This is a genomic window from Pseudonocardia xinjiangensis (assembly GCF_050948425.1).
In the GTDB taxonomy this organism is placed as follows: Bacteria; Actinomycetota; Actinomycetes; order Mycobacteriales; family Pseudonocardiaceae; genus Pseudonocardia; species Pseudonocardia xinjiangensis.
In genome coordinates, this window is the sequence record NZ_CP192009.1 from 6,046,584 (window position 1) to 6,066,819 (window position 20,236).

Below are 20,236 nucleotides of genomic sequence, written 5' to 3' on the forward strand. Positions count from 1 at the left end.
GAGCCGTCCTAGGGGGTGTCCCGTGGATCTTGGTCGATGAGAGCCGTGATCCAGGTGGTTCCTGACGGCGCCGCTGGATTGCCCTCATACCGGGCGTATTCGGGCGGTCCGGCGGTGTCGCCAGGGGCCGCCTGGGCGCGGCTGTCGCGATTGAAGATCCGCGGGACACCCCCTAGGGCGGTGGCGGCGCCGGAAGGGTCGACGGATCGAGCAACAGCAGCTGCTCCCCCGCCGACGCGAAGCCGGCCCGCCGGTAGAACGCCGCGCTCCCCGACGTGGGGGCGAGCAGCAGCCGCCGGTAGCGGCGTTCCCTGGCGTGCTCCAGCGCCGCGGACAGCAGGGCCGCGGGCACCCCGCGGTCGGCGAAGGCCGCCAGCACGAAGGCGTTGCCGACGTGCCCGATGCGACCGCCGCGCGTGCCGGGACGGGGCATGTGCACGATCTCGACCACGTTGATGGAACCGATGGCCGTGAACCCGCTGCGCGGCGTCCCGACCTCGGCCAGCCAGAACGTCCGGCGCGGCAGCTCCACCCGCCACCACTGCTCGAACGCGGCCTCGAAACCGGGATCCTCGACCGGTCGCCCCGCGCGTTCCTCCAGCCAGGCGCGGCGCAGCTGGGCCAGTGCGACCACGTCGCGCTCGTCGGCGACCCGGATTCCGAGCGGTGGACCGGAACCGGTGCGATCAGCCACTCGTGCCCGGGCCTCCGGACAGGGGGTTCACGACGGTCAGCGGGATGAGCGTGGTGCCGCTCGGCCCCACCTCGATGTCCGTGCCCGTGGACGGGCAGACGCCGCAGTCGAAGCACGGCGTCCACCGGCAGTCGTCCTGCTCGCGGCCCGACAGGGCGTCCTGCCAGTCGTCCCAGAGCCAGTCGCGCTCCAGCCCGGAGTCCAGGTGGTCCCACGGCAGCACCTCGTCGCGACCGCGCTCCCGGGTGGTGAACCAGTCGAGCGAGACGCCGAGCGGCTCCAGCTCGCTGGCCGCGGCACCCGTCCAGCGCTCGTAGGAGAAGTGCTCGCTCCAGCCGTCGAACCGGCCGCCGTCGCGCCACACCCGCTCGATCACCCGGCCGACGCGCCGGTCCCCGCGCGCGAGGAGGCCTTCGATCAGCGAGGGCTGCCCGTCGTGGTAGCGCATCCCGACGTTGCGGCCGAGCTTGCGGTTGCTGTTGACGGCGGCGCGCAGCTTGCGCAGCCGCTCGTCGACCACGTCGGGGTGGGCCTGGGCGGCCCACTGGAACGGGGTGTGCGGCTTCGGGACGAACCCGCCGATGGAGATGGTGCAGCGGACGTCGTTGTGCCCGGACGCCGCGCGACCGGCCTGGATCACCCGGTGGGCCATCCCGGCGATCTCGAGGACGTCCTCGTCCTCCTCGGTGGGCAGCCCGCACATGAAGTAGAGCTTCACCTGCCGCCAGCCCTGCGCGAACGCCTCGGAGACGGTGCGGATCAGGTCCTCCTCCGACACCATCTTGTTGATCACCCGCCGGATCCGCTCGGACCCGCCCTCCGGGGCGAACGTGAGCCCGGAGCGGCGGCCGTTGCGGGAGATCTCGTTGGCGAGGTCGATGTTGAACGCGTCGACCCGGGTGCTGGGCAGCGACAACGACGTGTTCGTGCCCTCGTACCGGTCGGCCAGGCCCTTGGTGATCTCGGCGATCTCGGAGTGGTCGGCACTCGACAGCGACAGCAGCCCGACCTCGTCGAACCCGCTGGCCCGCACCGCCGAGTCGACCATCTCGCCGATGCCGGCCAGCGACCGCTCACGCACCGGCCGGGTGATCATCCCGGCCTGGCAGAACCGGCAGCCGCGCGTGCAGCCGCGGAAGATCTCCACGCTGGCCCGCTCGTGCACCGTCTCGGCCAGCGGCACCAGCGGCTGCTTCGGGTACGGCCAGGCGTCCAGGTCGCTCGTGGTGCGCTTGGTGACCGTACGCGGGACGCGCTCGTCGAGCGGCGCGACCGCGGTGATCGCGCCGTCGTCGCCGTAGGTCACGTCGTAGAGCGAGGGGACGTAGCAGCCGTCGACGGCGGCCAGGCGCAGCAGCAGCTCGCGGCGGCCACCGGGCCTGCCCTGGGCCTTCCACTCCTTGACGACGTCGGTGATGTCCCCGACGACCTCCTCGCCGTCGCCGATCGCGGCCACGTCGACGAAGTCGGCGATCGGCTCCGGGTTGAACGCCGCGTGGCCGCCCGCGACCACGACCGGATGGTCGATCCCGCGGTCGGTGGCGTGCAGCGGGATCCCGGCGAGATCCAGCGCGGTGAGCAGGTTGGTGTAGCCGAGCTCGGTGGAGAAGCTCACGCCGAGCAGGTCGAAGGCTCCGAGCGGCCGGTGCCCGTCGACGGTGAAGGCGGGCACCCCGTGCTCGCGCATCAGCGCCTCGAGGTCGGGCCAGACGGCGTAGCAGCGCTCGGCGAGCGCGTCGGCCCGCTCGTTGAGCAGCTCGTAGAGGATCATGACGCCCTGGTTGGGCAGCCCCACCTCGTATGCGTCGGGGTACATCAGCGCCCACCGCACCGCGGCCGACTCCCAGTCCTTGAGCTGCGCGTTCAGCTCGCCGCCGACGTACTGCACGGGCTTGGAGACACGCGGCAGCAGCGGTTCGAGGTCGGCGAACACGGACGGAGCGGTCATGGTGCCTCGGAGGTGAGTGCGTCGCCGGTCATGCTGGTCCAGGGTAGTCCCACCATCGGGGCGGCCGCCGACCGCGCGGCCTCCGGCCCGGGCCCGCAGGTCGGTACGGTGATCGCCGGGACCAACGAGGGAGCGCGCCGATGACCGTCGGACGCATACCACCTGCCCTGCTCGCCGCTGCCGCGCTGGCGGTCGTGCCCCTGGTGACCCTGCCGCTGCCGTGGTGGACCGCACCGCGGCAGCCCGTGGTGCTCCTCGGCGTCGGTCCCGCGCTGCCGGGCGCCGCCGCGCGCTGGCCGGGCTGGGAGCTGCTCGGCCCACTCCGCACCGTCCTGCTGGCCGCGCTCGTCGTGGCGGCCGTGAGCGTGGTGCTGCTGCGGTCACGGCGCGGGGGGCGCTGGGCCGTGACCGCCCGGGTGCTGCTCGTGGCGGCCGGGGCCGGGCTCGTCGCGACCGGGGTGTGGGTGCTCGCCGGTTGGAGTGGCTCCGCAGCGGCGGGCGCCGTGATCGCGATCCTCTCGGGAGCGGGTGTCGTGGTGCTGGCGGCGGTCCGGACGCCCCGGGCCACCGTGGTGGGGGTCCTCGTCGCCGACTTCCTCGCCGTGGCGCTCGTGGCAGCGGCCGTCCCGCTGCTGCCCGGCGGGGCCCGTCCCGCCATGGGCGACCGCTCCGCCGGGCCGTTCGTGCGCGTCGCCGGGCTGGACGCACCGCAGTTCCGCAGCGGCACGACCGGGCTCGCCGGGTCGGCCGGGACGAGGGTCGTCGCCCTCGACGCCGGTGTCGGTACCGCGAGCCGGGACGGGCTCGCCGTCGTGGACGCCCGCGGGCGGGCCGACGTGCTCGCCGTGACCCCGCACGACCCACCCTCGACCGCCGGCCCGTCGATCCTCGGGGTGAGCGGCGGCCGGGTGGTGCGCTGGTCGGCCGCGGACGCCCTGACGGTGACGGGGCTCGACGCCGCCGACCCCGTGGCCGTCACCGTGCACGGCGTGAGCGCCGCGAGCCCGCCCGGCCCGGACGGCGTGGTGTGGCTGCGCGCCACCGGCGACCCGCCCGGCACCGCCCGCCTCCTCGACCTCGCCGAGCGCGACGGCACGCAGTCCGCCGCCGGCACGTTCCTGCCCGTGTTCACCATCCTCGGCCCCACCGACAGCACCCCGATCGACGTCACCGCGGTGCTGCCCGTGCGCGACGGCGGCCTGCGGTTCGTCGCGCAGGCCGCCGGTGTCCGCCTGGAACGCCTCTCGAGCGGGCCGACCGCCCGCGCGGAGGTCACGGTGCTGGCGGGCGGGCTCGACCCCGGCTGCGGCATCACCGGCTCCGGCCCGGCGAGCTTCCTCCCCGGCCCGAGCCCTCTCGCCGTCGACGCGGGGGGCGGCATCTGGTTCGTCGCGGGCGAGGCCGCGGCAGCCCGCCTCGTCCGGCTGGACCCGGGCGGGGACCTCCGGGCCGTGGCGGCACCGTTGCCGGGTGCCGTCGCCGCGCTGACGGTGGCTCCGGCGGGCGACGTCGTGCTCGCGCTGGCCGGGGCCGACGGCCCGGCGCTGTGGCGGCTCCCGCGGCCGGACTCCGCGCTCGGCGACCTCCCACCGCCGCCCTCGTCGTGCACCCCGCACCCGGCTCCGGTGGCCCGGCCCGTCGGCCTGGTGCCGGTGGCCCGGGCCGGGCGCGACACGCTCGGGGTGCCCCTGGGCGTGGACGGGCGGTGGGCGGCCGGCACCGCGGGGCCGGGCGCCGAGGTGGCCGTGGTCGCCGCCGACGGGACGCGCACGCCGGTCGGCACCCGCCGGGACGGCACCCCGGGGCGGGTGTGGCCCGACGGTGCCGGCGGCGTGTGGTGGCTCGAGTCCGCCCCCGGGCACGGCGCTCCGATCGCGCTCGTACACGGGACCGCCGCGGGCGAGCAGCGGTTGCCGGCCGGGCCCGACCCGGCGGCGGGCGCGGGAGGCGCCACCGGCCTGGTCCCCGACCTCGGCGGCCGCCCACCGCTGCTCGCCACACCGGCGGGCGCGTTCCGGATCGACGGCGGCACGGCCGTGCGGGTCCTCGACGGCCGGGTCGGCAGCGGGGTCGTCCGCGCCGACGGCCGGGGCTGGGTGCTCGTGGACGGCAGCCTGTTCACCCTCGACGGCGACCGCGTGCTGGGCACCGTCATCGACGCGGGCGGCCGGGCAGGCGACATCACGCCGGTGGCCGTCCAGCTGGCCCGCGGCGTGGCGCCCGCCGCGCTGGCGCTGCCCCGGGCCACCGTGGCCCTCGACCGGGCGGGGCGCGCGGTGGTGGTGGCCGACGACGTGGTGCTCGCGGTCGGCGACGACGGCGGCGTCTCCGTGGTGGCACAGGACCGGCGGCTGGTGGGTCTCGGGCTGTTCGCGGCCGAGGGCGGCCTCATGGCCTACGACGCAGGCGACGTGCTCCGGGTGGACCTTCCCTAACCCCAGGCGGCACGCATGGGGTTGCCCGCCGTGGTGAGCCTGCGGGTGGTGGCGGCGATGACCACCACGATCGCGATCGCCCCGGCGACGACCACTCCGGCAGGCGGGTCGTTGAGGGCGATCCCGGCGGCCGCCCACACCGCCGCGACCGCGTAGCCGACGACTGCCGTGCCGGAGAGCACCACCCACGAGGCGATCACCGCGACCGCCAGCAGCACGACGACCGCCGCGATCGCGGCCAGCGCCCCGGTGCCCGGCAGCCCGACCCACACCCCGGTGGCCGCGGTACCGAGCGCGGTGGCGAACGACACCCATCCCGTGTACAGCGCGACGGTGCCGCGCAGCACGACCCGCTCCAGCACGCTCTCGGCCGGCTGGCGGGTGAGGCGCCCGAACACGACGGCCAGCGCGACGAGCAGGGCGAGGATCAGCAGCTCGGCCAGTGGCAGCCAGCCAGCCCCGAACGACAGCACCCAGCCGGCGTTGAGCACGGCCGACACCGCGAGCCACCAGCCGATCTCCCGGTGGATCTGCCGCCCCCGCTGGCCCGGCAACGCCTGGTAGACCGCGTAGGCGAGGAACCCGGCGTAGATCGGCGCCCAGATGGCGAACGCCCACCCGGCAGCGAGCAACGGCGTGGCGTAGTCGCGGGCAACGACCCCGATGGGCTCCCCGACTCCCCCGGTTCCGGCGAGCGCCGAGACGACGATCTGGAGCACCGCGAGCAGCACCACCACGATGGTGCGGACGAGGTCGACGAGCGCAGGCCGCTGGGACGTTACCGTCATGGCAGCCATTGTCGGCCTGCTCACGGGCGCCCGGCCAACCGAGTCGATGACGGGTCGGTGACGGGTCAGGCCGCGAGGGCGAGCGGAAGATCGGCCATGGGCCGGTTCTAGCGGAGCAGAAGGACGTCCAGCCTGCGCGATGCCACCGTGACTCCGACCGCGATCATCACCACGAAGTACGTCAGATGGCCGAGCATCCCGAGGTGCACCACGCCCGTGGTGAGACCCCGCATCAGCTCGACGGCATGGAACAGCGGCAGGCACTCCACCACGATCTGCAGCCACCGCGGGTACACCGAGAGCGGATAGAACGTGGTGGAGAACAGGAACATCGGCAGGATCGCCAGGGTGACCAGGTCGAAGTCCTGCCACGACCGCATGAACGAGGTGGCCGCCATGCCGACGGCGGCGAACGCGAACGCCACCACGAGCGCAGCGGGCAGCGCGAGGAGCGCCCACGGGGAGACGAGCAGCCCGAAGCCCGCCATCACCGACAGGAACCCCAGCGCGTAGAGGCCGCCGCGGATGAGCGCCCAGCCGATCTCCCCGAGTGCGATGTCGACCGGCCCGAGCGGCGTGGCCAGCATGGCCTCGTAGAGCCGGCCGTACTTGAGCTTGAAGAAGACGTTGAAGGTGGCGTCGAACACGGCCCCGTTCATCGCCGATGCGGCGAGCAACCCGGGAGCGATGAACGCCGCGTAGCTGATGGGCGCGCCGTCGGGCCCGGGCAGCATCCCGACCAGCGACCCGAGCCCCTGGCCCATCGCGATCAGGTAGAAGACCGGTTCGAAGAACCCGGAGACGAACGCGAGCCAGGCGCGCCCGGACGCCGTGGCCGACCGGAGCAGCAACGCGTGGGAGCGCCCGGCGTAGCTCCCGGCGGGGAACAGCCGCAGCCACGGGACGGGCGCGGGTGCCTGCGTGGTCACCGGACCAGCCTCCTGGCGAAGAATCGGGTGGAGAGCGCGATCCCGAGCGCGAGCAGCGCGACGAGGTAGGCGAGATGCCCCAGCGCCGCGAGCGGCTGCCAGCGGTCGAGCGCGGCCGCGCGGGCGAGCTCGGTGCCGTGCCAGAGCGGAGAGACGAGCGCGAGGGGCTGCACCCACTCCGGCAGCCGGTCGACCGGGAAGAACGTGCCCGAGAACAGCGTCATCGGGATGACGACGAACCGGAACAGCGCGTTGAACGCCGCACCCTCGTTCTCCCGCGTGGCGGAGAACGCGGTGACCAGCGCCGCCACCGCCGCTCCGGCGAGCACGGCAGCCAGCAGCGACACCACGATGCCCGCGCTCGCGACGCCCCCGAACAGGGCGATCACGATGACGTAGATGGCGCCGGAGCCGGCCATCTTGGCCGCCACCCAGACCAGGTGCCCGAGCGCCACCTGCGCCGGGGAGATCGGGCTCGCCGCCATCGCGTGGTAGAACCGCTGCCACTTGAACCCCGACAGCACCGGATAGGTGGACTCGAACGCCGCGCTCTGCACCGTGGACACCGCCAGCAGCGCCGGCGCCAGCCACACCAGGTAGTCGACACCCCCGGTGGCCTCCGCGGCGCTGCCGGTGCCGGCGACCAGCGACCCGAACCCGACCCCGAAGGCCAGCAGGAACAGCAGCGGCTGCAGCACGGACGACACGGCGGTGGCCCGCCAGTTGCGCCGGTACCACGTCCAGAAGTGCTCCACCACCAGCAGGATCCCGCCCCACCGGCCCGGTGCCCGACCGGTGGACCGCGGCCCGGCACCCTGGAGCGCCGCATTCACCGCAGGCTCCCTCTGTGCCGATGATTCGCTCGCCAGCTCGCTCATCGCACGGCCTCGCTGCGCTCGGTCGACGCTTCGCAAGGGCGCTGTGTCGATGATTCGCTCGCAGGCTCGCTCATCAGTCCACCAGGGTGCGGCCGGTGAGCCGGAGGAACACGTCCTCCAGCGAGGAGCGCCGCACCAGCGCCGAGAGCGGCACGAAGCCGGCTCGGGCCACCTCGGCATGGGTGTGCTCGCCGTCGGCGGTGTAGAGCAGCAACCGGTCGGGCAGCTCCTCCACCCGCTCGGCCAGCGGCGCGATGACCGCCGCCTCGGGCCGGAGCGCGGGGTCGAACCGCAGCTCCAGCACCTCGCGCGTGGAGTAGCGCTCGATCAGCTCGGCAGGTGACCCCTCCGCCACGATCACGCCGCCGTCCATCACGACGAGCCGGTCGCACAGCTGCTCGGCCTCGTCCATGTAGTGGGTGGTGATGATCTGGGTGACGCCCTCGCGTTTGAGCCGGTACAGCCGCTCCCACAGCAGGTGGCGCGCCTGCGGGTCGAGACCGGTGGTGGGTTCGTCGAGCAGCAGCAGCTCCGGCTCGTTGACCAGTGCGCGCGCGATGGTGAGGCGGCGCTTCATCCCGCCGGAAAGAGGCTCGACCTCGTCGTCGGCGCGGTCGGTTAGCTGGGCGAACTCCAGCAGCTCGGTGGCCTTGGCCCGCACGTGCGCCCGGGAGAGCCCGAAGTAGCGGCCGTAGATCTGGAGGTTCTGCCGCACCGTGAGCTCGGCGTCGAGGTTGTCGAGCTGGGGGACGACGCCGATGCGGGCGCGGATGCGCGGGCCGTCGACGTCCGGATCCATCCCGAGCACCTGCAGCGACCCGTCCGTGCGGGGCGACACGCAGGCGATCATCCGCATGGTGGACGACTTGCCTGCGCCGTTGGGACCCAGGAAGCCGAACACCTCACCACGGGCGACGTCGACGTCGACACCGCGGACCGCCTCGAAGTCGCCGAAGCGCTTGCGCAGCCCGCGGGCCTGAACCAGTCCATCCGCCACGAGAAGCACGGTAACCGGCGAGCCCGACAAAAATCGCGCCGTTTGATCGGGGCCCTGGCTAACTAGTAGACCGGTCTCTATAGTCATGGTGTGCCTGATCGATCCACCACCCGTCAGCGCGTGATCCGGACCGCGGCGGACCTGTTCCGCGTGCAGGGCTACCACGCCACCGGCCTCACCCAGGTCCTCACCGAAGGCGGGCTGCCGAAGGGCTCGCTCTACTTCCACTTCCCCGGCGGGAAGGAGCAGCTGGCGGTCGAGTCGGTACAGCTGGCCGGCGCCGAGTTCGGAGCCGCGCTCGCCGCGACGCTGGCGAGCACGCCGGACCCCGCGGAGGCGCTGGAGCGTGCCGTCGCCGCGCTCGGGGAGCACCTGGCCGCCACCGGCTACCGCGAGGGCTGCCCGGTCGCGACGGTCGCCCTGGACACCGCGGCCCACAACGACGCCGTCCGCACGGCCTGCGCCGACGTCTACGGCTCGTGGCAGTCGCTCGTGGCCGACCACCTGCGCGCGGCCGGGGTAACGGAACCCGACGACCTCGCCACCGTCGTCCTCGCCGCGGTCGAAGGCGCCCTCCTGCTCGCCCGGACCCGCCGCGACGTCGCCCCCCTGCGCGCGGTCGGCAGCCGCCTGCGGGTCCTTCTCGACAACGAACGGAGCTCGCTATGAAGGTCCACCACCTCAACTGCGGCACGATGCGGCCCTTCGGCGGCAGGCTGGTGAGCGGGACGGGGCCCCTCCTCGCCACCGCCGAGCTGGTCTGCCACTGCCTCCTGATCGAGACCGACCACGGCCTCGTCCTGGTGGACAGCGGGCTCGGAACGGGCGACGTCACCGATCCGGACGCGTCACTGAGCAGAGGGTGGCAGTGGCGGTCCCGACCGGTGCTCGACATCGCGGAGACCGCGCTGCGCCAGGTCGAGCAGCTGGGATACAGCGCGTCCGACGTGCGCCACGTCGTGCTCACCCACCTCGACCTCGACCACGCAGGCGGCCTGCGGGACTTCCCCGACGCCCAGGTGCACGTGCTGCGCACGGAGCTGGAGGCGGCGACCGCCGCGCGCACCAGCGCCGAGCGCATGCGCTACCCGCGCCTCCACTGGTCGCACGTGACCCGGTGGGCACCGCACGACCCGCAGGGCGAGAAGTGGTTCGGCTTCGAGGCGGTGCGCGAGCTTCCCGGACTGCCGGCGGAGATCCTGCTGGTCCCGCTGATCGGCCACACCGTCGGGCACACGGGCGTGGCGGTGCGCGACGGCGACCGCTGGCTGCTGCACGCAGGCGACGCCTACCTCTTCCACGGTGAGATGCGCCCGGAAGCGCCCTGGTGCTCCCCGGGGCTGCGCTTCATCCAGAACCGGATGGAGACCGTACGCGGGCTCCGCCTCGCCAACCGGGACAGGCTGCGCGAGCTGGTGCGCTACCACGGCGACGAGATCACGGTGTTCAGCGCCCACGACCCCGTGGAGCTGCGGACCGCCCAGCGGGGCCGGGTGGCCGGCGGCCTCAGCGCAGCCGCAGCTGGAACCAGTGCTCGTCGCGCAGGTCGTCCGGGCCGAGCCGCAGCGTCTCCGGCCACACCCCGACCTCGGTGAAGCCCCGTCTCAGGTAGAAGCCGGCCACGTCGGTGCCACCGCGGGTGGAGAGCATCAGCTGCTCCAGCCCGAGCGCGGTGGCGTGGGCGACCGCCGCGTCGAGCAGCGTCCGGCCCCAGCCGCGACCCTGCAGGTCGGGGCGGACCATGAGGCGCAGGACGTCGGCCCGGTGGGCCTGCACGCCCACGCCGGTGCGCAGGAAGACCGTGCCGGCCAGCGTGTGGTCGGCGCCGATCACGATGAGTTGCTGGCGCTTGGCGCGGACATCCTCGACCGCCTGCACCGCGGCCGCGCGGATGTCGGCCTCGGGGGCGTCCGGGGCGAAGCCGACGGCCCCGCCCGCCCGCGTCACCGCGACCCAGAGCGTGCCCAGCGCCGTGTCCATATCGGGATGCACCTCGCGGACGAGGTGCGGGCCGCTGACGAAGGGCTCGTCGGCGGCGGGCGTCACAGGTTCGGGAACCAGAGCTTGATCTCCCGGGCCGCGCTCTCCTCGGAGTCGGAGCCGTGGACCAGGTTGAACTGCGTCTCCAGCCCGAAGTCGCCGCGGATGGTGCCCGGCGTGGCCTTGGCGACGGGGTCGGTGCCCCCGGCGAGCTGGCGGAACGCCGCGATGGCCCGCGGGCCCTCGACGACGGCCGCGAGCACCCGGCCCGAGGTGATGAACTCGAGCAGGTCGCCGAAGAAGGGCTTGCCGTCGTGCTCGGCGTAGTGCTGCTCGGCGAGCTCGCGCTCGACGGTGCGCAGCTCGAGCGCGACGATGTCGAGGCCCTTGCGCTCGATGCGGGCGAGTACCTCGCCGATGAGCTTGCGCTCGACGCCGTCGGGCTTGACGAGGACCAGGGTGCGTTCAGTCACGCGTCCAGGGTATCCACGGCCCGCGAGGGGGCCGCGTCAGGGATCCCGCAGCTGCTGGCTGGGGAGCTCTCCGCGGGCCATCTTCCCCGCGAGGTCGCGGCGCAGCAGCAGCAGCGCGACCCACACCAGCACGAACACCACGCCCATCACACCCAGGGCCGGCACCAGCAGGCCGCAGGCGACCATCACGACCTGCAGCGCCAGCGCCAGCCGGAGCCCCCATGGTCGCCGCTGCACCCCGGCGGCGACGACCATCGCGACGGCGAGGGCCAGGATCACCCCGACCGCGAGCGGCGTGGCGCCGTCGCCGAACTTCGACAGCACCAGCAGCGAGAGCGCCACCACGATCGACTCCAGGACGAGCGTGGCGGCGAAGACCCCGCGCACGCCCTTCATGGGGTCGGGAACGGTCACAGCGGTTCCTTGGCGAAGAGGGCCCTCACCTCACCGGCCGTGACCACCGAACCGGTGACCACCACGCCCACCCCGGACTCGCCGGCCTCCTCGGCCAGCTCCCCCGCCTGCTCCACGGCCGTGGCCAGCACGGGCTCCACGCTCACCCGGTCGGAGCCGAAGACCTCGACGGCGAGCGCGCCGAGCTCGTCGGGGTCCATGACCCGCGGCGAGGAGTTGGCCGTGACGACCACCTCGTGCAGCACGGGCTCCAGCTCCTCGAGGATGCCGCGGACGTCCTTGTCGCGCATCACCGCGAGCACGCCGACGAGCCGGGTGAAGCGGAAGTCGGTGGTCAGGGCGGTGGCCAGCGCGCGGGCGCCGGCAGGGTTGTGCGCGGCGTCGATGAGGACGGTGGGCACACCCTGACCTGCCGCGACCCGCTCGAGCCGCCCCGGGGAGGCGACACCGGCGAAGGCGGCGCGCACGGCGTCGGGGTCGAGCGGCTGCCGCGGCCCGGCACCGATGAGCGCCTCGGCCGCGGCGAGCGCCAGCACGGCGTTGCTCGCCTGGTGCTCGCCGTGCAGCGGCAGGAAGATGTCGTCGTAGGTGCCGGCGAGGCCCTGCAGGGTGAGCCGCTGGCCGCCCACCGCGATCTCGCGCTCGCGCACGCCGAACTCGGCGCCCTCCCTGGCCACCTGCGCGTCCACCTCGACGCAGCGCTCCAGCAGCACCTCGGCCACGGCCTTGTCCTGCGCGGCCAGCACGGCCACCGCGCCGGGCTTGATGATCCCGGCCTTCTCCCTGGCGATGCCGAGGATGTCGGTGCCGAGGAACTCCTGGTGGTCGAGCCCGATCGGGGTGATCACCGCGACGTTGCCGTCGGCGACGTTGGTGGCGTCCCAGCGCCCGCCCAGCCCGACCTCGATGACGGCCGCCTCGACCGGCGCGTCGGCGAACGCGGAGAAGCCCATCGCCGTGAGCACCTCGAACTTCGACAGCGTGCCGAGCTTGGCGTCGACCATCTCCGCGAACGGCAGGACGTCCCGGTAGATCTCGACGAAGCGCTCCGGCGTGATCGGCCGGTTGTCGATGGTGATCCGCTCGGTGACCCGCTGCAGGTGCGGGCTCGTGTAGCGGCCGGTGCGCAGACCGATCTCGGTGAGCAGGGCGTCGACCATCCGGGACGTGGACGTCTTCCCGTTGGTGCCGGTCAGATGCACGATCGGGTAGCCGCGGTGCGGGTCGCCGAGCACGTCCACGAGCGCGGCGATCCGCTCCAGCGACGGTTCGATCACCGTCTCCGGCGCCCGCCGGTCGAGCTCGGCGTCGGCGGCGAGGAACTCGGCGAAGCCGATCACCGTCGACTGGGCGGGCACGACGTCAGGGCTCTCCCCGCCACGGATGGCGTCGAGGACGTGGGAGACCACCGTGTCCTCGGCCAGCTGCTCGGGCGACCGGACCTCGCCCTCGCCCTCGGGCAGCTCGTCGGATGGCGTGCTCATGATGCGGGCAGGGCGGCCAGCCTGGCCTCGATCCGGTCGATGTCGGCGGCGGCCGCGGCGCGCCGTGACCGGATGCCGTCGACGACGTCGGCGGGCGCCTTCTCGACGAACTTGGGGTTGCCCAGCTTCTTGTCCGCCTGGTCGAGCTCCTTCTGCGCGGCGGCCAGGTCGCGCCCCAGCCGCGCACGCTCGGCGGCCACGTCGATGGCGCCCGACGTGTCGATCTCGACGTGGACGGTGCCCCCGGCCAGCCCGACCTCGAACGACGCGGTGGGCGCGAACTGCGCTCCCGGCGGGTCGAGGCGGACCAGCGAGCCGACGGCGGCGCGGTGCGCCCCGAGTCCGGCCTCGTCCAGCCCGACGAGGCGGGCGGCGATCCGGCGGCTGTCGGGGACGCGCTGCTCGGTGCGGAAGCGGCGGACCTCGGTGACCAGCCGCTGCACGTCGAGGACCCGGGCCGTGGCCGCGGCGTCGGTGGACACCCCGGCGTCGACCGGCCAGTCCGCGACGACGACCGACTCCCGACCGGTGAGCCCCTGCCACAACGCCTCGGTGAGGAACGGGATGACCGGGTGGAGCAGGCGCAGCAGCGCGTCGAGGACGTGCCCGAGGACGGCACGGGTGCCGTCGGCCGTGGCCTCGTCACGCAGCTGGACCTTGGCCAGCTCGACGTACCAGTCGCACAGCTCGTCCCAGGTGAAGTGGTAGAGCCCCTCCACCGCCTTGGCGAACTGGAAGTCCTCCAGCAGCGCGTCGGTCTGCTCGCGGACCTCGCGCAGCCGCCCGAGGATCCAGCGGTCGGCGTCGGTGGGCGCGGCGGGCAGCGGGAGCGCCGGGGACGCCCCGTTGGACAGGGCGAACCGGGTGGCGTTCCACAGCTTGGTGCCGAAGTTGCGCGACGCCTGGACGGCGTCCTCGCCGATCGGGACGTCGGTGCCCGGGTTGGCTCCGCGCGCCAGCGCGAAGCGCAGGGCGTCGGTGCCGTAGCGGTCCATCCACTCCAGCGGGTCGACCGAGTTGCCGGACGACTTCGACATCTTCTTGCCGAACTGGTCGCGCACCATCCCGTGCAGCGCGATGGTGTGGAACGGGATCGCGTTCTCCGGGCCCCGGTCCTGCATGGCGTAGAGGCCGAACATCATCATCCGGGCGACCCAGAAGAACAGGATGTCGTAGCCCGTGACCAGCACCGACGTGGGATAGAACTTCGCGAGGTCGGGGGTCTCGTCGGGCCAGCCCAGCGTGGAGAACGGCCACAGGGCCGAGGAGAACCACGTGTCGAGGACGTCCTCGTCCTGCGTCCAGCCTGCCGGCGGCTCCTCGTCCGGGCCGACGCAGACCATCTCGCCGTCGGGGCCGTACCAGACCGGGATGCGGTGGCCCCACCACAGCTGCCGGCTGATCGTCCAGTCGTGCATGTTGTCGACCCAGCCGAACCAGCGTGGCTCGAGCTCCTTCGGGTGGACGGCGACGCGGCCGTCGCGGACGGCGTCACCCGCGGCCTTCGCGAGCGGCGCGACCTTGACGAACCACTGCAGCGACAGCCGCGGCTCGATCGGCTCCTTCGAGCCCCGCGACGAGTGCCCGACGCTGTGGAGGTAGGGCCGCTTCTCGGCGACGATCCGGCCCTGCGCCGCGAGCGCCTCGCGCACGGCGACGCGCGCCTCGAAGCGGTCCATGCCGTCGAACTCCGTGCCGGTGTTCGCGATCCGGCCGGACTCGTCCATGATCGAGGGCATCGGCAGGTCGTGGCGCCGCCCGATCTCGAAGTCGTTGGGGTCGTGGGCCGGGGTGACCTTGACCGCGCCGGTGCCGAAGCTCGGGTCGACGTGCTCGTCGGCCACGACCTTGATCATGCGCCCGACCAGCGGCAGCTCGATCTCCCGGCCGACGAGGTGCGTGTAGCGCTCGTCGTCGGGATGGACGGCGATGGCGGTGTCGCCGAGCATCGTCTCGACGCGGGTGGTGGCGACCACCACCGAGTCGTCGCCGTCGCCGTAGCGGATGGAGACGAGCTCGCCCTCGACCTCGCGGTGCTCGACCTCGACGTCGGACAGGACGCTGCGCAGCTCCGGCGACCAGTTGACCATCCGCTCGGCGCGGTAGATCAGGCCGTCGTCGTAGAGCCGCTTGAAGATGGTGCCGACGGCCCGGCTGAGCCCCTCGTCCATCGTGAACCGCTCGCGCGACCAGTCGACGCTGTCGCCGAGGCGGCGCATCTGGTCGAGGATCTTGCCGCCGTGCTCGGCCTTCCACTGCCAGGTGCGTTCGACGAACGCCTCGCGGCCCATCTCGCGGCGGCTCGTGCCCTCCGCGGCGAGCGCGCGCTCGACCAGCGCGTGGACCGCGATGCTGGCGTGGTCCATGCCGGGCAGCCACAGCGTCTCGTAGCCCTGCATGCGGCGGCGCCGCACCAGGACGTCGATGAGGGTGTGCTCGAAGGCGTGGCCGATGTGCAGGCTGCCCGTGACGTTCGGCGGCGGGATGACGTTGCTGAACGACGGCTTGTCGCTCGACGCGTCGGCGGTGAAGTAACCGGCCTCCACCCACCGCTGGTACATACCGGCCTCTACCTCACCCGGATTCCACTGGGCGGGCAGGTCGGCAGTGCGGGATGGGAGGGTGTCGGTCACCCTTCGAGTCTACGAGCCGCCGTCGACCCGGTTCTCCGCGCACCCACCCCGGGGGGCGGGAGCAGGAGGGCGTGCAGGCGGTGGAAGCCCAGCACCGGGGCCGTCCGGCGCTGCCGCACGAGGCGCAGGTCCAGCGCACGCACCCGCCCGCTGCCGGGCTCGTAGACGCGCCAGCTGTCGGCGTCGAGCACACCGAGCGCCAGTACGTAGTGCCGCGGCACCAGCGAGCCCACCAGCATCGGCACCGGCCGGCCCGCCGCGAGGGCTGCGGTCGCCTCGTCGAGGGCGGCCGTGAGGTCGGCGCGGGACCTGTCGTCCACCAGCCGCACCCGGTAGGGCCCCGCGCCGGGGACGTGCCGGCGCAGCCACCGCACCATCCCCCACGGCGTGGTGCCGAGCGCCCGGGGCCAGAAGCGGTTGGTCTGGCGGTGCACCTGCTGCTGGCGTGCGTCGTACCGGGCGCCGAACCCGCTCGCGACGCCGTGCGCGTCGGCCACGGTCGTGCCGGAGGCGGTGGCCGCACCGGCCACCGCCTCCCCGTCCAGCCGCAGCATCTCGGCGGGGTCGGCCCACGCCGCCAGCGCGACGAGCACGGCGCTGCCGCAGGCCGTCCGGTCCACCTGGTCGAGGCGCGCGTCGCCGCGGCGCTGCTCGCCCATGTGCTCGCCGAGCAGCGGCCTGCGCCCGCCAGCCAGCGGAAGCACCTCCGCGACCCGGCCCGGCTGCCGCGCACCACCCGGGACGAGCGACCGGACCCGCCGCGCCACTCCGCACACCGTCCGCATGCCGCGATCCTCCCTGCGGACGGCCCGATGCGCACCTCCCCGGGATTTTCCGGGGCTTGCCGTCAGCGCGCCGCGGTCAGCGCCCTCGACCAGAGCTCCCCGCCGTCCTGGGCTCGCAGCGTCACCCGCAGCTCCCCGCCGCCGGGAGCGACCTCGACCTCACCGAAGTGCTGGAATCCCTCCATCGGGGAGGCGTTCGCCGCCGGAGGCGTCCGCGAGAACACGACCTCGGGGCCGAACGTGGAGTCCATCGCGTTGGGTCCGAACGCCCCGGCGTTCAGTGGCCCGGAGACGAACTCCCAGAACTCGTCGAACTCCGTGAAGGCCGCCCGGGAGGGCGAGTAGTTGATCGCCGCCGTGTAGTGCACGTCGGCCGTCAGCCAGACGACGTTGCGCACCTTGCGGTTCTTGAGCTGGGTCAGCACCCAGGCGATCTCCGCCTCGCGCCCGCTCGGCGGGCCCGCGACGCCGTTGGCGACAGCCTCCCACGCCGTGCCGTCGGGCACCTGGATGCCGATCGGCATGTCCGACGCGACGATCTTCCAGGTGGCCTTCGACGAGGCGAGCCCGTCGACCAGCCACTGCGCCTGCTTCTCGCCGAGGATCCGCTCCATCGGCGCGGTGTTGGCGTCGTTGGCGTCGCGGTAGGTCCGCATGTCGATGACGAAGACCTCGACGTGCGGGCCGTAGGGCAGGCGCCGGTAGACCCGCCCGTCCACCGCGCGGCGCGGGTCGAGCGGCACCCACTCGTGGAAGGCCTGGAACGCCCGCTTCGCGAGCACGTCGACGCGCTTCTCCGTGTAGCGGTCGTCGGTGATCACCTCGCCGGGGTACCAGTTGTTGAGGACCTCGTGGTCGTCCCACTGGTTGATCTGCGGCACGGCAGCGCTGAACGCCCGCACGTTGTCGTCGAGCATGTTGTAGGCGTGCTGCCCGCGGTACTCGGCGAGCGTCTCGGCCACCTTGGCCTTCTCCGGCGTCACGACGTTGCGCCACGTCCGGCCGTCGGGGAGCGTGACGGTCTCGGTGAGCGGGTTGTCGGCGTAGACGGTGTCGCCGCTGTGGATGAAGAAGTCCGGGTCGCGGTCGGCCATCGCCGCGAAGATCCGCATGCCGCCGAGGTCCGGGTTGATGCCGAAGCCCTGGCCGACGACGTCGCCCGACCACACGAAGCGGACGCCGTCGCGCTTGCCGGGCAGCGTGCGGAACGAGCCGCTCACGGCCTCGCTGACGCTGCGGTTGTCGAGGTCCTCGGCCGTGACGCGGTAGTGCACGGTGCGCCCGCCCGCAGGCACACGCAGCTTGCCCGTGAAGTCGGTGTCCGGGGTCAGGACCGGGCCGCGCAGGGTGCGGGAGTCACGGAACTCCGGGTTGTCGGCCACCTCGACGACCATCCGGGACGGGCGGTCGGCTCGTGCCCAGACCAGTCCGGAGCCGGCCAGCACGTCCCCGGACTGGACGCCATGGGTGAGCACGGGGCGGTCCGGACGGGCGAGGGCGGGCACGGCGAAGGCGGGAGCGGCACCGCCCAGCGGTACGGCGGCGGCGAGGCCACCGATCGCGGCGGTGCGGAGCAGGGTGCGGCGGTCGAGGTGTGGGGAGCGCATGGCAGGCATGCAATCCGATCGGGTGAACCGGACGCCGGATCGTCGAGGGGACGGGCAGGTGAACACTCCCCGTCCGGTTGCCGCGGCCAGGGGGTGTCCCGTGGATCTTGGTGGTGAAGATCCACGGGACACCCCCTACTCCCCGGCGCGGAGCTCGCGGCGGTCCAGCCGCCAGGACACCAGAGCCACCGCGATCGCCGCGGCCGCCAGCAGCACCCCGAGGTAGGCCGGGGCCGTGTAACCCCAGCCGGCCCCGATCGCCAGACCGCCCAGCGCGGGCCCGAGCGAGTTGCCGACGTTGAACGCCGAGGTGTTGGTCGCGCTCGCCAGCGTCGGGGCGGCGCCCGCCAGCGCGAACACCCGCGCGTTCAACGGGGCCCCCGCGATGAACGCGACGGCACCGAGCAGCACCACCAGCCCGACGACGACCACGGGTACCGGCGCGAACACCCCGACCAGCCCGAGCAGCACACCGGCCGCCGCGAGGCCACCGAACAGCGTGGGCCACGGGTACGGGTCGGCCAGCCTGCCACCGACCACCACGCCGACGAGGCTGCCGAGCCCGAACCCCAGCAGCACCCCGGGCACCCAGCGTTCGTCCAGGCCCGTGACGTCGGTGAGCAGCGGCGCGATGTAGCTGAACGCGCCGATCATGGCCGACTGGTACAGCGCCGTGGTGCCCAGCGCGAGCCAGAGCCGGCCGCGGCGGAACGCGGCGAGCTCGGCGGCCAACCGGGGCGCGGCGCCGTTCTCCGTCCGGCGCGGGACGCTCAGCACCACCCCGACGGCGCTCACGGCGGCCAGCGCACCGACCGCCCAGAACGCCGAGCGCCAGCCGAACTGCTGCCCCACGAGCGTGCCGAGCGGCACCCCGGCGACGTTCGCGACGGTCAGCCCCCCGAGCAGCACCGACAGGGACATGGCACGCAGCTCCGGCGCCACCACGGACACCGTGACCACGGCCGCCACCGCCCAGAACGCGCCCGTCGCAACGGCCGTGACCACCCGGGCGACGAGCAGCACCCCGTACTCCGGCGAGAGGGCGCTGACCACGTGCCCGACGACGAACACGGCGAGCGCGGCGAGCAGCGTGGTGCGCCGCGGCAGCCGCAACGTCAGCACGGCCATCGCGGGAGCGCCGACGATCATCCCGACCGCGAACGCCGAGATGAGGTAGCCGGCCTCGGGGATGCCGACCCGCAGGTCGGCGGCCAGCTGCGGCAGCAGTCCGGCGATCATGAACTCGCTGGTGCCGAGCGCGAAGATGCTCAGCGCCAGCACCGGGACGACCCGCGGGATGCGGGTGGGCAGCGACGGTGCGGCGACACCCGGCACGGTTCCCCCTTCGGTGCGAGACCGTCGATCACAACCGGCCACACTCGCCCCGGATTCCGCGGAACCCCGCGACCCCGTGGCACAGTGCACCTATGACCCAGATCGCACCCGAGATCCGCGCGTTCCTCACCGAGGGCACGCGCACCGGCAAGCTGGGGTTCGTCGCCGCCGACGGACGGCCGCTGGTGGCTCCGGTGTGGTTCGTGGTGGAGGGTCCCGACGACGCCCCCGAACTGGTGTTCAACACGGGCGCAAGCACCGCGAAGGGCCGTGCGGTGGCGCGCGACCCCCGCATCGTGATCTGCGTGGACCTCGAGGAGCCGCCCTACGCGTTCGTGCAGGTGCAGGGCGAGGCGACGGTGTCGGAGGACCCCGACGAGCTCCTGCGCACCGCCACCGCGATCGCCGCCCGCTACGTGGGCGCCGACCGCGCCGAGGAGTTCGGGAAGCGCAACGGCGTGCCTGGTGAGCTGGTGGTGCGCCTGCGCCCCACGAAGGTGGTCGCCGCGCTGGACATGCTCGGGACGTGAGGGCGGGTCAGGCTCGCTTCGACTGGTCGCCCGCCGGGGTGCCGCGCTCGCTGTCGCTGTCCCAGCCCTCGGCCAGCCTGCTGATCTTCTGGGAGTAGTCCCGGGCGGCGACCGCGGGGTCGTCGGCCCGCCCGGCCGCGACTCCGACCAGGAATGCCGTGACGGGTGCACCCGGGCGGCTGACGCCGTGGGCGACATCGGAGGTCAGGTCGAGCACCAGGTCGGTGGTGGCGGCGCTGTCCAGCGCCTCCTCCAGTCCCAGCTCCCGGGCCACCGCGGTGACCCACTCGGACAGGGCGTTCGCATCGCTGCTCGGGCTCACGTGC

General features: G+C 73.6%; 19 protein-coding genes. 4 read left to right on the forward strand and 15 right to left on the reverse strand.

Annotation, left to right across the window (positions count from 1 at the left end; all coding sequences use genetic code 11):
• Positions 1-172 precede the first annotated feature (172 nt).
• Together ACQPZA_RS28445 and ACQPZA_RS28450 are read right to left on the reverse strand one after the other, a co-directional pair.
• Positions 173-694, reverse strand: coding sequence for a GNAT family N-acetyltransferase (locus ACQPZA_RS28445; protein WP_433275228.1), 522 nt, complete (start codon positions 692-694; stop codon positions 173-175).
• Complete coding sequence (locus ACQPZA_RS28450; RefSeq protein WP_433275229.1) at positions 687-2,642, reverse strand: TIGR03960 family B12-binding radical SAM protein; 1,956 nt, start codon at positions 2,640-2,642, stop codon at positions 687-689. Before ACQPZA_RS28450 ends, ACQPZA_RS28445 begins: the two co-directional genes overlap by 8 nt.
• A 140-nt stretch (positions 2,643-2,782) precedes the next feature.
• Here ACQPZA_RS28450 and ACQPZA_RS28455 point away from each other — a divergent pair, with 140 nt between their 5' ends.
• Positions 2,783-5,077, forward strand: a complete 2,295-nt coding sequence (locus ACQPZA_RS28455) for a hypothetical protein (protein WP_433275230.1) — start codon at positions 2,783-2,785, stop codon at positions 5,075-5,077.
• On the opposite strand, the gene ACQPZA_RS28460 is transcribed toward ACQPZA_RS28455, so the two are convergent.
• From ACQPZA_RS28460 to ACQPZA_RS28475, 4 genes are all read right to left on the reverse strand, one after another.
• Complete coding sequence (locus tag ACQPZA_RS28460; protein ID WP_433275231.1) at positions 5,074-5,865, reverse strand: hypothetical protein; 792 nt, start codon at positions 5,863-5,865, stop codon at positions 5,074-5,076. The genes ACQPZA_RS28455 and ACQPZA_RS28460 overlap by 4 nt on opposite strands.
• Positions 5,866-5,972: 107 nt before the next feature.
• Positions 5,973-6,794 carry an ABC transporter permease gene (locus ACQPZA_RS28465; protein WP_169397170.1) on the reverse strand — a complete coding sequence of 274 codons (822 nt, stop codon included), beginning with the start codon at positions 6,792-6,794 and terminating at the stop codon, positions 5,973-5,975.
• On the reverse strand, positions 6,791-7,627 hold the full coding sequence (locus tag ACQPZA_RS28470; RefSeq protein WP_433275232.1) for an ABC transporter permease: 837 nt from the start codon (positions 7,625-7,627) through the stop codon (positions 6,791-6,793). The genes ACQPZA_RS28465 and ACQPZA_RS28470 overlap by 4 nt, the downstream gene beginning before the upstream one ends.
• Positions 7,628-7,745: 118 nt before the next feature.
• Positions 7,746-8,669, reverse strand: coding sequence for an ABC transporter ATP-binding protein (locus ACQPZA_RS28475; protein WP_169397168.1), 924 nt, complete (start codon positions 8,667-8,669; stop codon positions 7,746-7,748).
• 90 nt (positions 8,670-8,759) lie between these two features.
• Here ACQPZA_RS28475 and ACQPZA_RS28480 point away from each other — a divergent pair, with 90 nt between their 5' ends.
• Both ACQPZA_RS28480 and ACQPZA_RS28485 read left to right on the forward strand, forming a co-directional pair.
• Complete coding sequence (locus tag ACQPZA_RS28480) at positions 8,760-9,338, forward strand: TetR/AcrR family transcriptional regulator (RefSeq protein WP_169397167.1); 579 nt, start codon at positions 8,760-8,762, stop codon at positions 9,336-9,338.
• On the forward strand, positions 9,335-10,264 hold the full coding sequence (locus tag ACQPZA_RS28485) for an MBL fold metallo-hydrolase (protein ID WP_433275233.1): 930 nt from the start codon (positions 9,335-9,337) through the stop codon (positions 10,262-10,264). Before ACQPZA_RS28480 ends, ACQPZA_RS28485 begins: the two co-directional genes overlap by 4 nt.
• Here the strand turns inward: ACQPZA_RS28485 and ACQPZA_RS28490 are convergent.
• The 8 genes from ACQPZA_RS28490 to ACQPZA_RS28525 all read right to left on the reverse strand — a co-directional run bounded on the left by ACQPZA_RS28490 (position 10,176) and on the right by ACQPZA_RS28525 (position 19,380).
• Entirely contained in the window at positions 10,176-10,715 is a 540-nt protein-coding gene (locus tag ACQPZA_RS28490) for a GNAT family N-acetyltransferase (protein ID WP_433275234.1), read from the reverse strand. The two genes, ACQPZA_RS28485 and ACQPZA_RS28490, sit on opposite strands and share 89 nt — an antisense overlap.
• Positions 10,712-11,122, reverse strand: a complete 411-nt coding sequence (ndk, locus tag ACQPZA_RS28495) for a nucleoside-diphosphate kinase (RefSeq protein WP_169397166.1) — start codon at positions 11,120-11,122, stop codon at positions 10,712-10,714. The genes ACQPZA_RS28490 and ndk overlap by 4 nt, the downstream gene beginning before the upstream one ends.
• A 36-nt stretch (positions 11,123-11,158) precedes the next feature.
• Positions 11,159-11,536 carry a DUF4233 domain-containing protein gene (locus tag ACQPZA_RS28500; protein ID WP_433275235.1) on the reverse strand — a complete coding sequence of 126 codons (378 nt, stop codon included), beginning with the start codon at positions 11,534-11,536 and terminating at the stop codon, positions 11,159-11,161.
• Positions 11,533-13,020: a bifunctional folylpolyglutamate synthase/dihydrofolate synthase gene (locus tag ACQPZA_RS28505; protein ID WP_433275236.1), complete on the reverse strand. Its 1,488-nt coding sequence runs from the start codon at positions 13,018-13,020 to the stop codon at positions 11,533-11,535. The genes ACQPZA_RS28500 and ACQPZA_RS28505 overlap by 4 nt, the downstream gene beginning before the upstream one ends.
• Entirely contained in the window at positions 13,017-15,653 is a 2,637-nt protein-coding gene (locus ACQPZA_RS28510) for a valine--tRNA ligase (RefSeq protein ID WP_433275237.1), read from the reverse strand. The genes ACQPZA_RS28505 and ACQPZA_RS28510 overlap by 4 nt, the downstream gene beginning before the upstream one ends.
• Positions 15,650-16,438 (reverse strand): hypothetical protein, encoded by a 789-nt coding sequence (locus ACQPZA_RS28515; RefSeq protein ID WP_433275238.1) that lies wholly within the window; start codon positions 16,436-16,438, stop codon positions 15,650-15,652. The genes ACQPZA_RS28510 and ACQPZA_RS28515 overlap by 4 nt, the downstream gene beginning before the upstream one ends.
• Before the next feature lie 62 nt (positions 16,439-16,500).
• Entirely contained in the window at positions 16,501-18,045 is a 1,545-nt protein-coding gene (locus tag ACQPZA_RS28520) for an alkaline phosphatase D family protein (RefSeq protein WP_433275239.1), read from the reverse strand.
• A 135-nt stretch (positions 18,046-18,180) separates the two neighbouring features.
• Positions 18,181-19,380, reverse strand: a complete 1,200-nt coding sequence (locus ACQPZA_RS28525) for a Cmx/CmrA family chloramphenicol efflux MFS transporter (RefSeq protein WP_433275240.1) — start codon at positions 19,378-19,380, stop codon at positions 18,181-18,183.
• Between the two features lie 92 nt (positions 19,381-19,472).
• Here ACQPZA_RS28525 and ACQPZA_RS28530 point away from each other — a divergent pair, with 92 nt between their 5' ends.
• Positions 19,473-19,910, forward strand: coding sequence for a PPOX class F420-dependent oxidoreductase (locus ACQPZA_RS28530; RefSeq protein ID WP_433275241.1), 438 nt, complete (start codon positions 19,473-19,475; stop codon positions 19,908-19,910).
• Between the two features lie 7 nt (positions 19,911-19,917).
• On the opposite strand, the gene ACQPZA_RS28535 is transcribed toward ACQPZA_RS28530, so the two are convergent.
• Positions 19,918-20,232, reverse strand: coding sequence for a DUF6457 domain-containing protein (locus ACQPZA_RS28535; RefSeq protein WP_433275242.1), 315 nt, complete (start codon positions 20,230-20,232; stop codon positions 19,918-19,920).
• Between the last annotated feature and the right edge of the window lie 4 nt (positions 20,233-20,236).

Coding starts and splice junctions, on each gene's coding strand:
- ACQPZA_RS28450 (WP_433275229.1), bottom strand. CDS start 2,642: ATGACCGCTCCGTCCGTGTTCGCCGACCTCGAACCGCTGCTGCCGCGT.
- ACQPZA_RS28455 (WP_433275230.1), top strand. CDS start 2,783: ATGACCGTCGGACGCATACCACCTGCCCTGCTCGCCGCTGCCGCGCTG.
- ACQPZA_RS28460 (WP_433275231.1), bottom strand. CDS start 5,865: ATGACGGTAACGTCCCAGCGGCCTGCGCTCGTCGACCTCGTCCGCACC.
- ACQPZA_RS28485 (WP_433275233.1), top strand. CDS start 9,335: ATGAAGGTCCACCACCTCAACTGCGGCACGATGCGGCCCTTCGGCGGC.
- ACQPZA_RS28505 (WP_433275236.1), bottom strand. CDS start 13,020: ATGAGCACGCCATCCGACGAGCTGCCCGAGGGCGAGGGCGAGGTCCGG.
- ACQPZA_RS28515 (WP_433275238.1), bottom strand. CDS start 16,438: ATGCGGACGGTGTGCGGAGTGGCGCGGCGGGTCCGGTCGCTCGTCCCG.
- ACQPZA_RS28520 (WP_433275239.1), bottom strand. CDS start 18,045: ATGCGCTCCCCACACCTCGACCGCCGCACCCTGCTCCGCACCGCCGCG.
- ACQPZA_RS28530 (WP_433275241.1), top strand. CDS start 19,473: ATGACCCAGATCGCACCCGAGATCCGCGCGTTCCTCACCGAGGGCACG.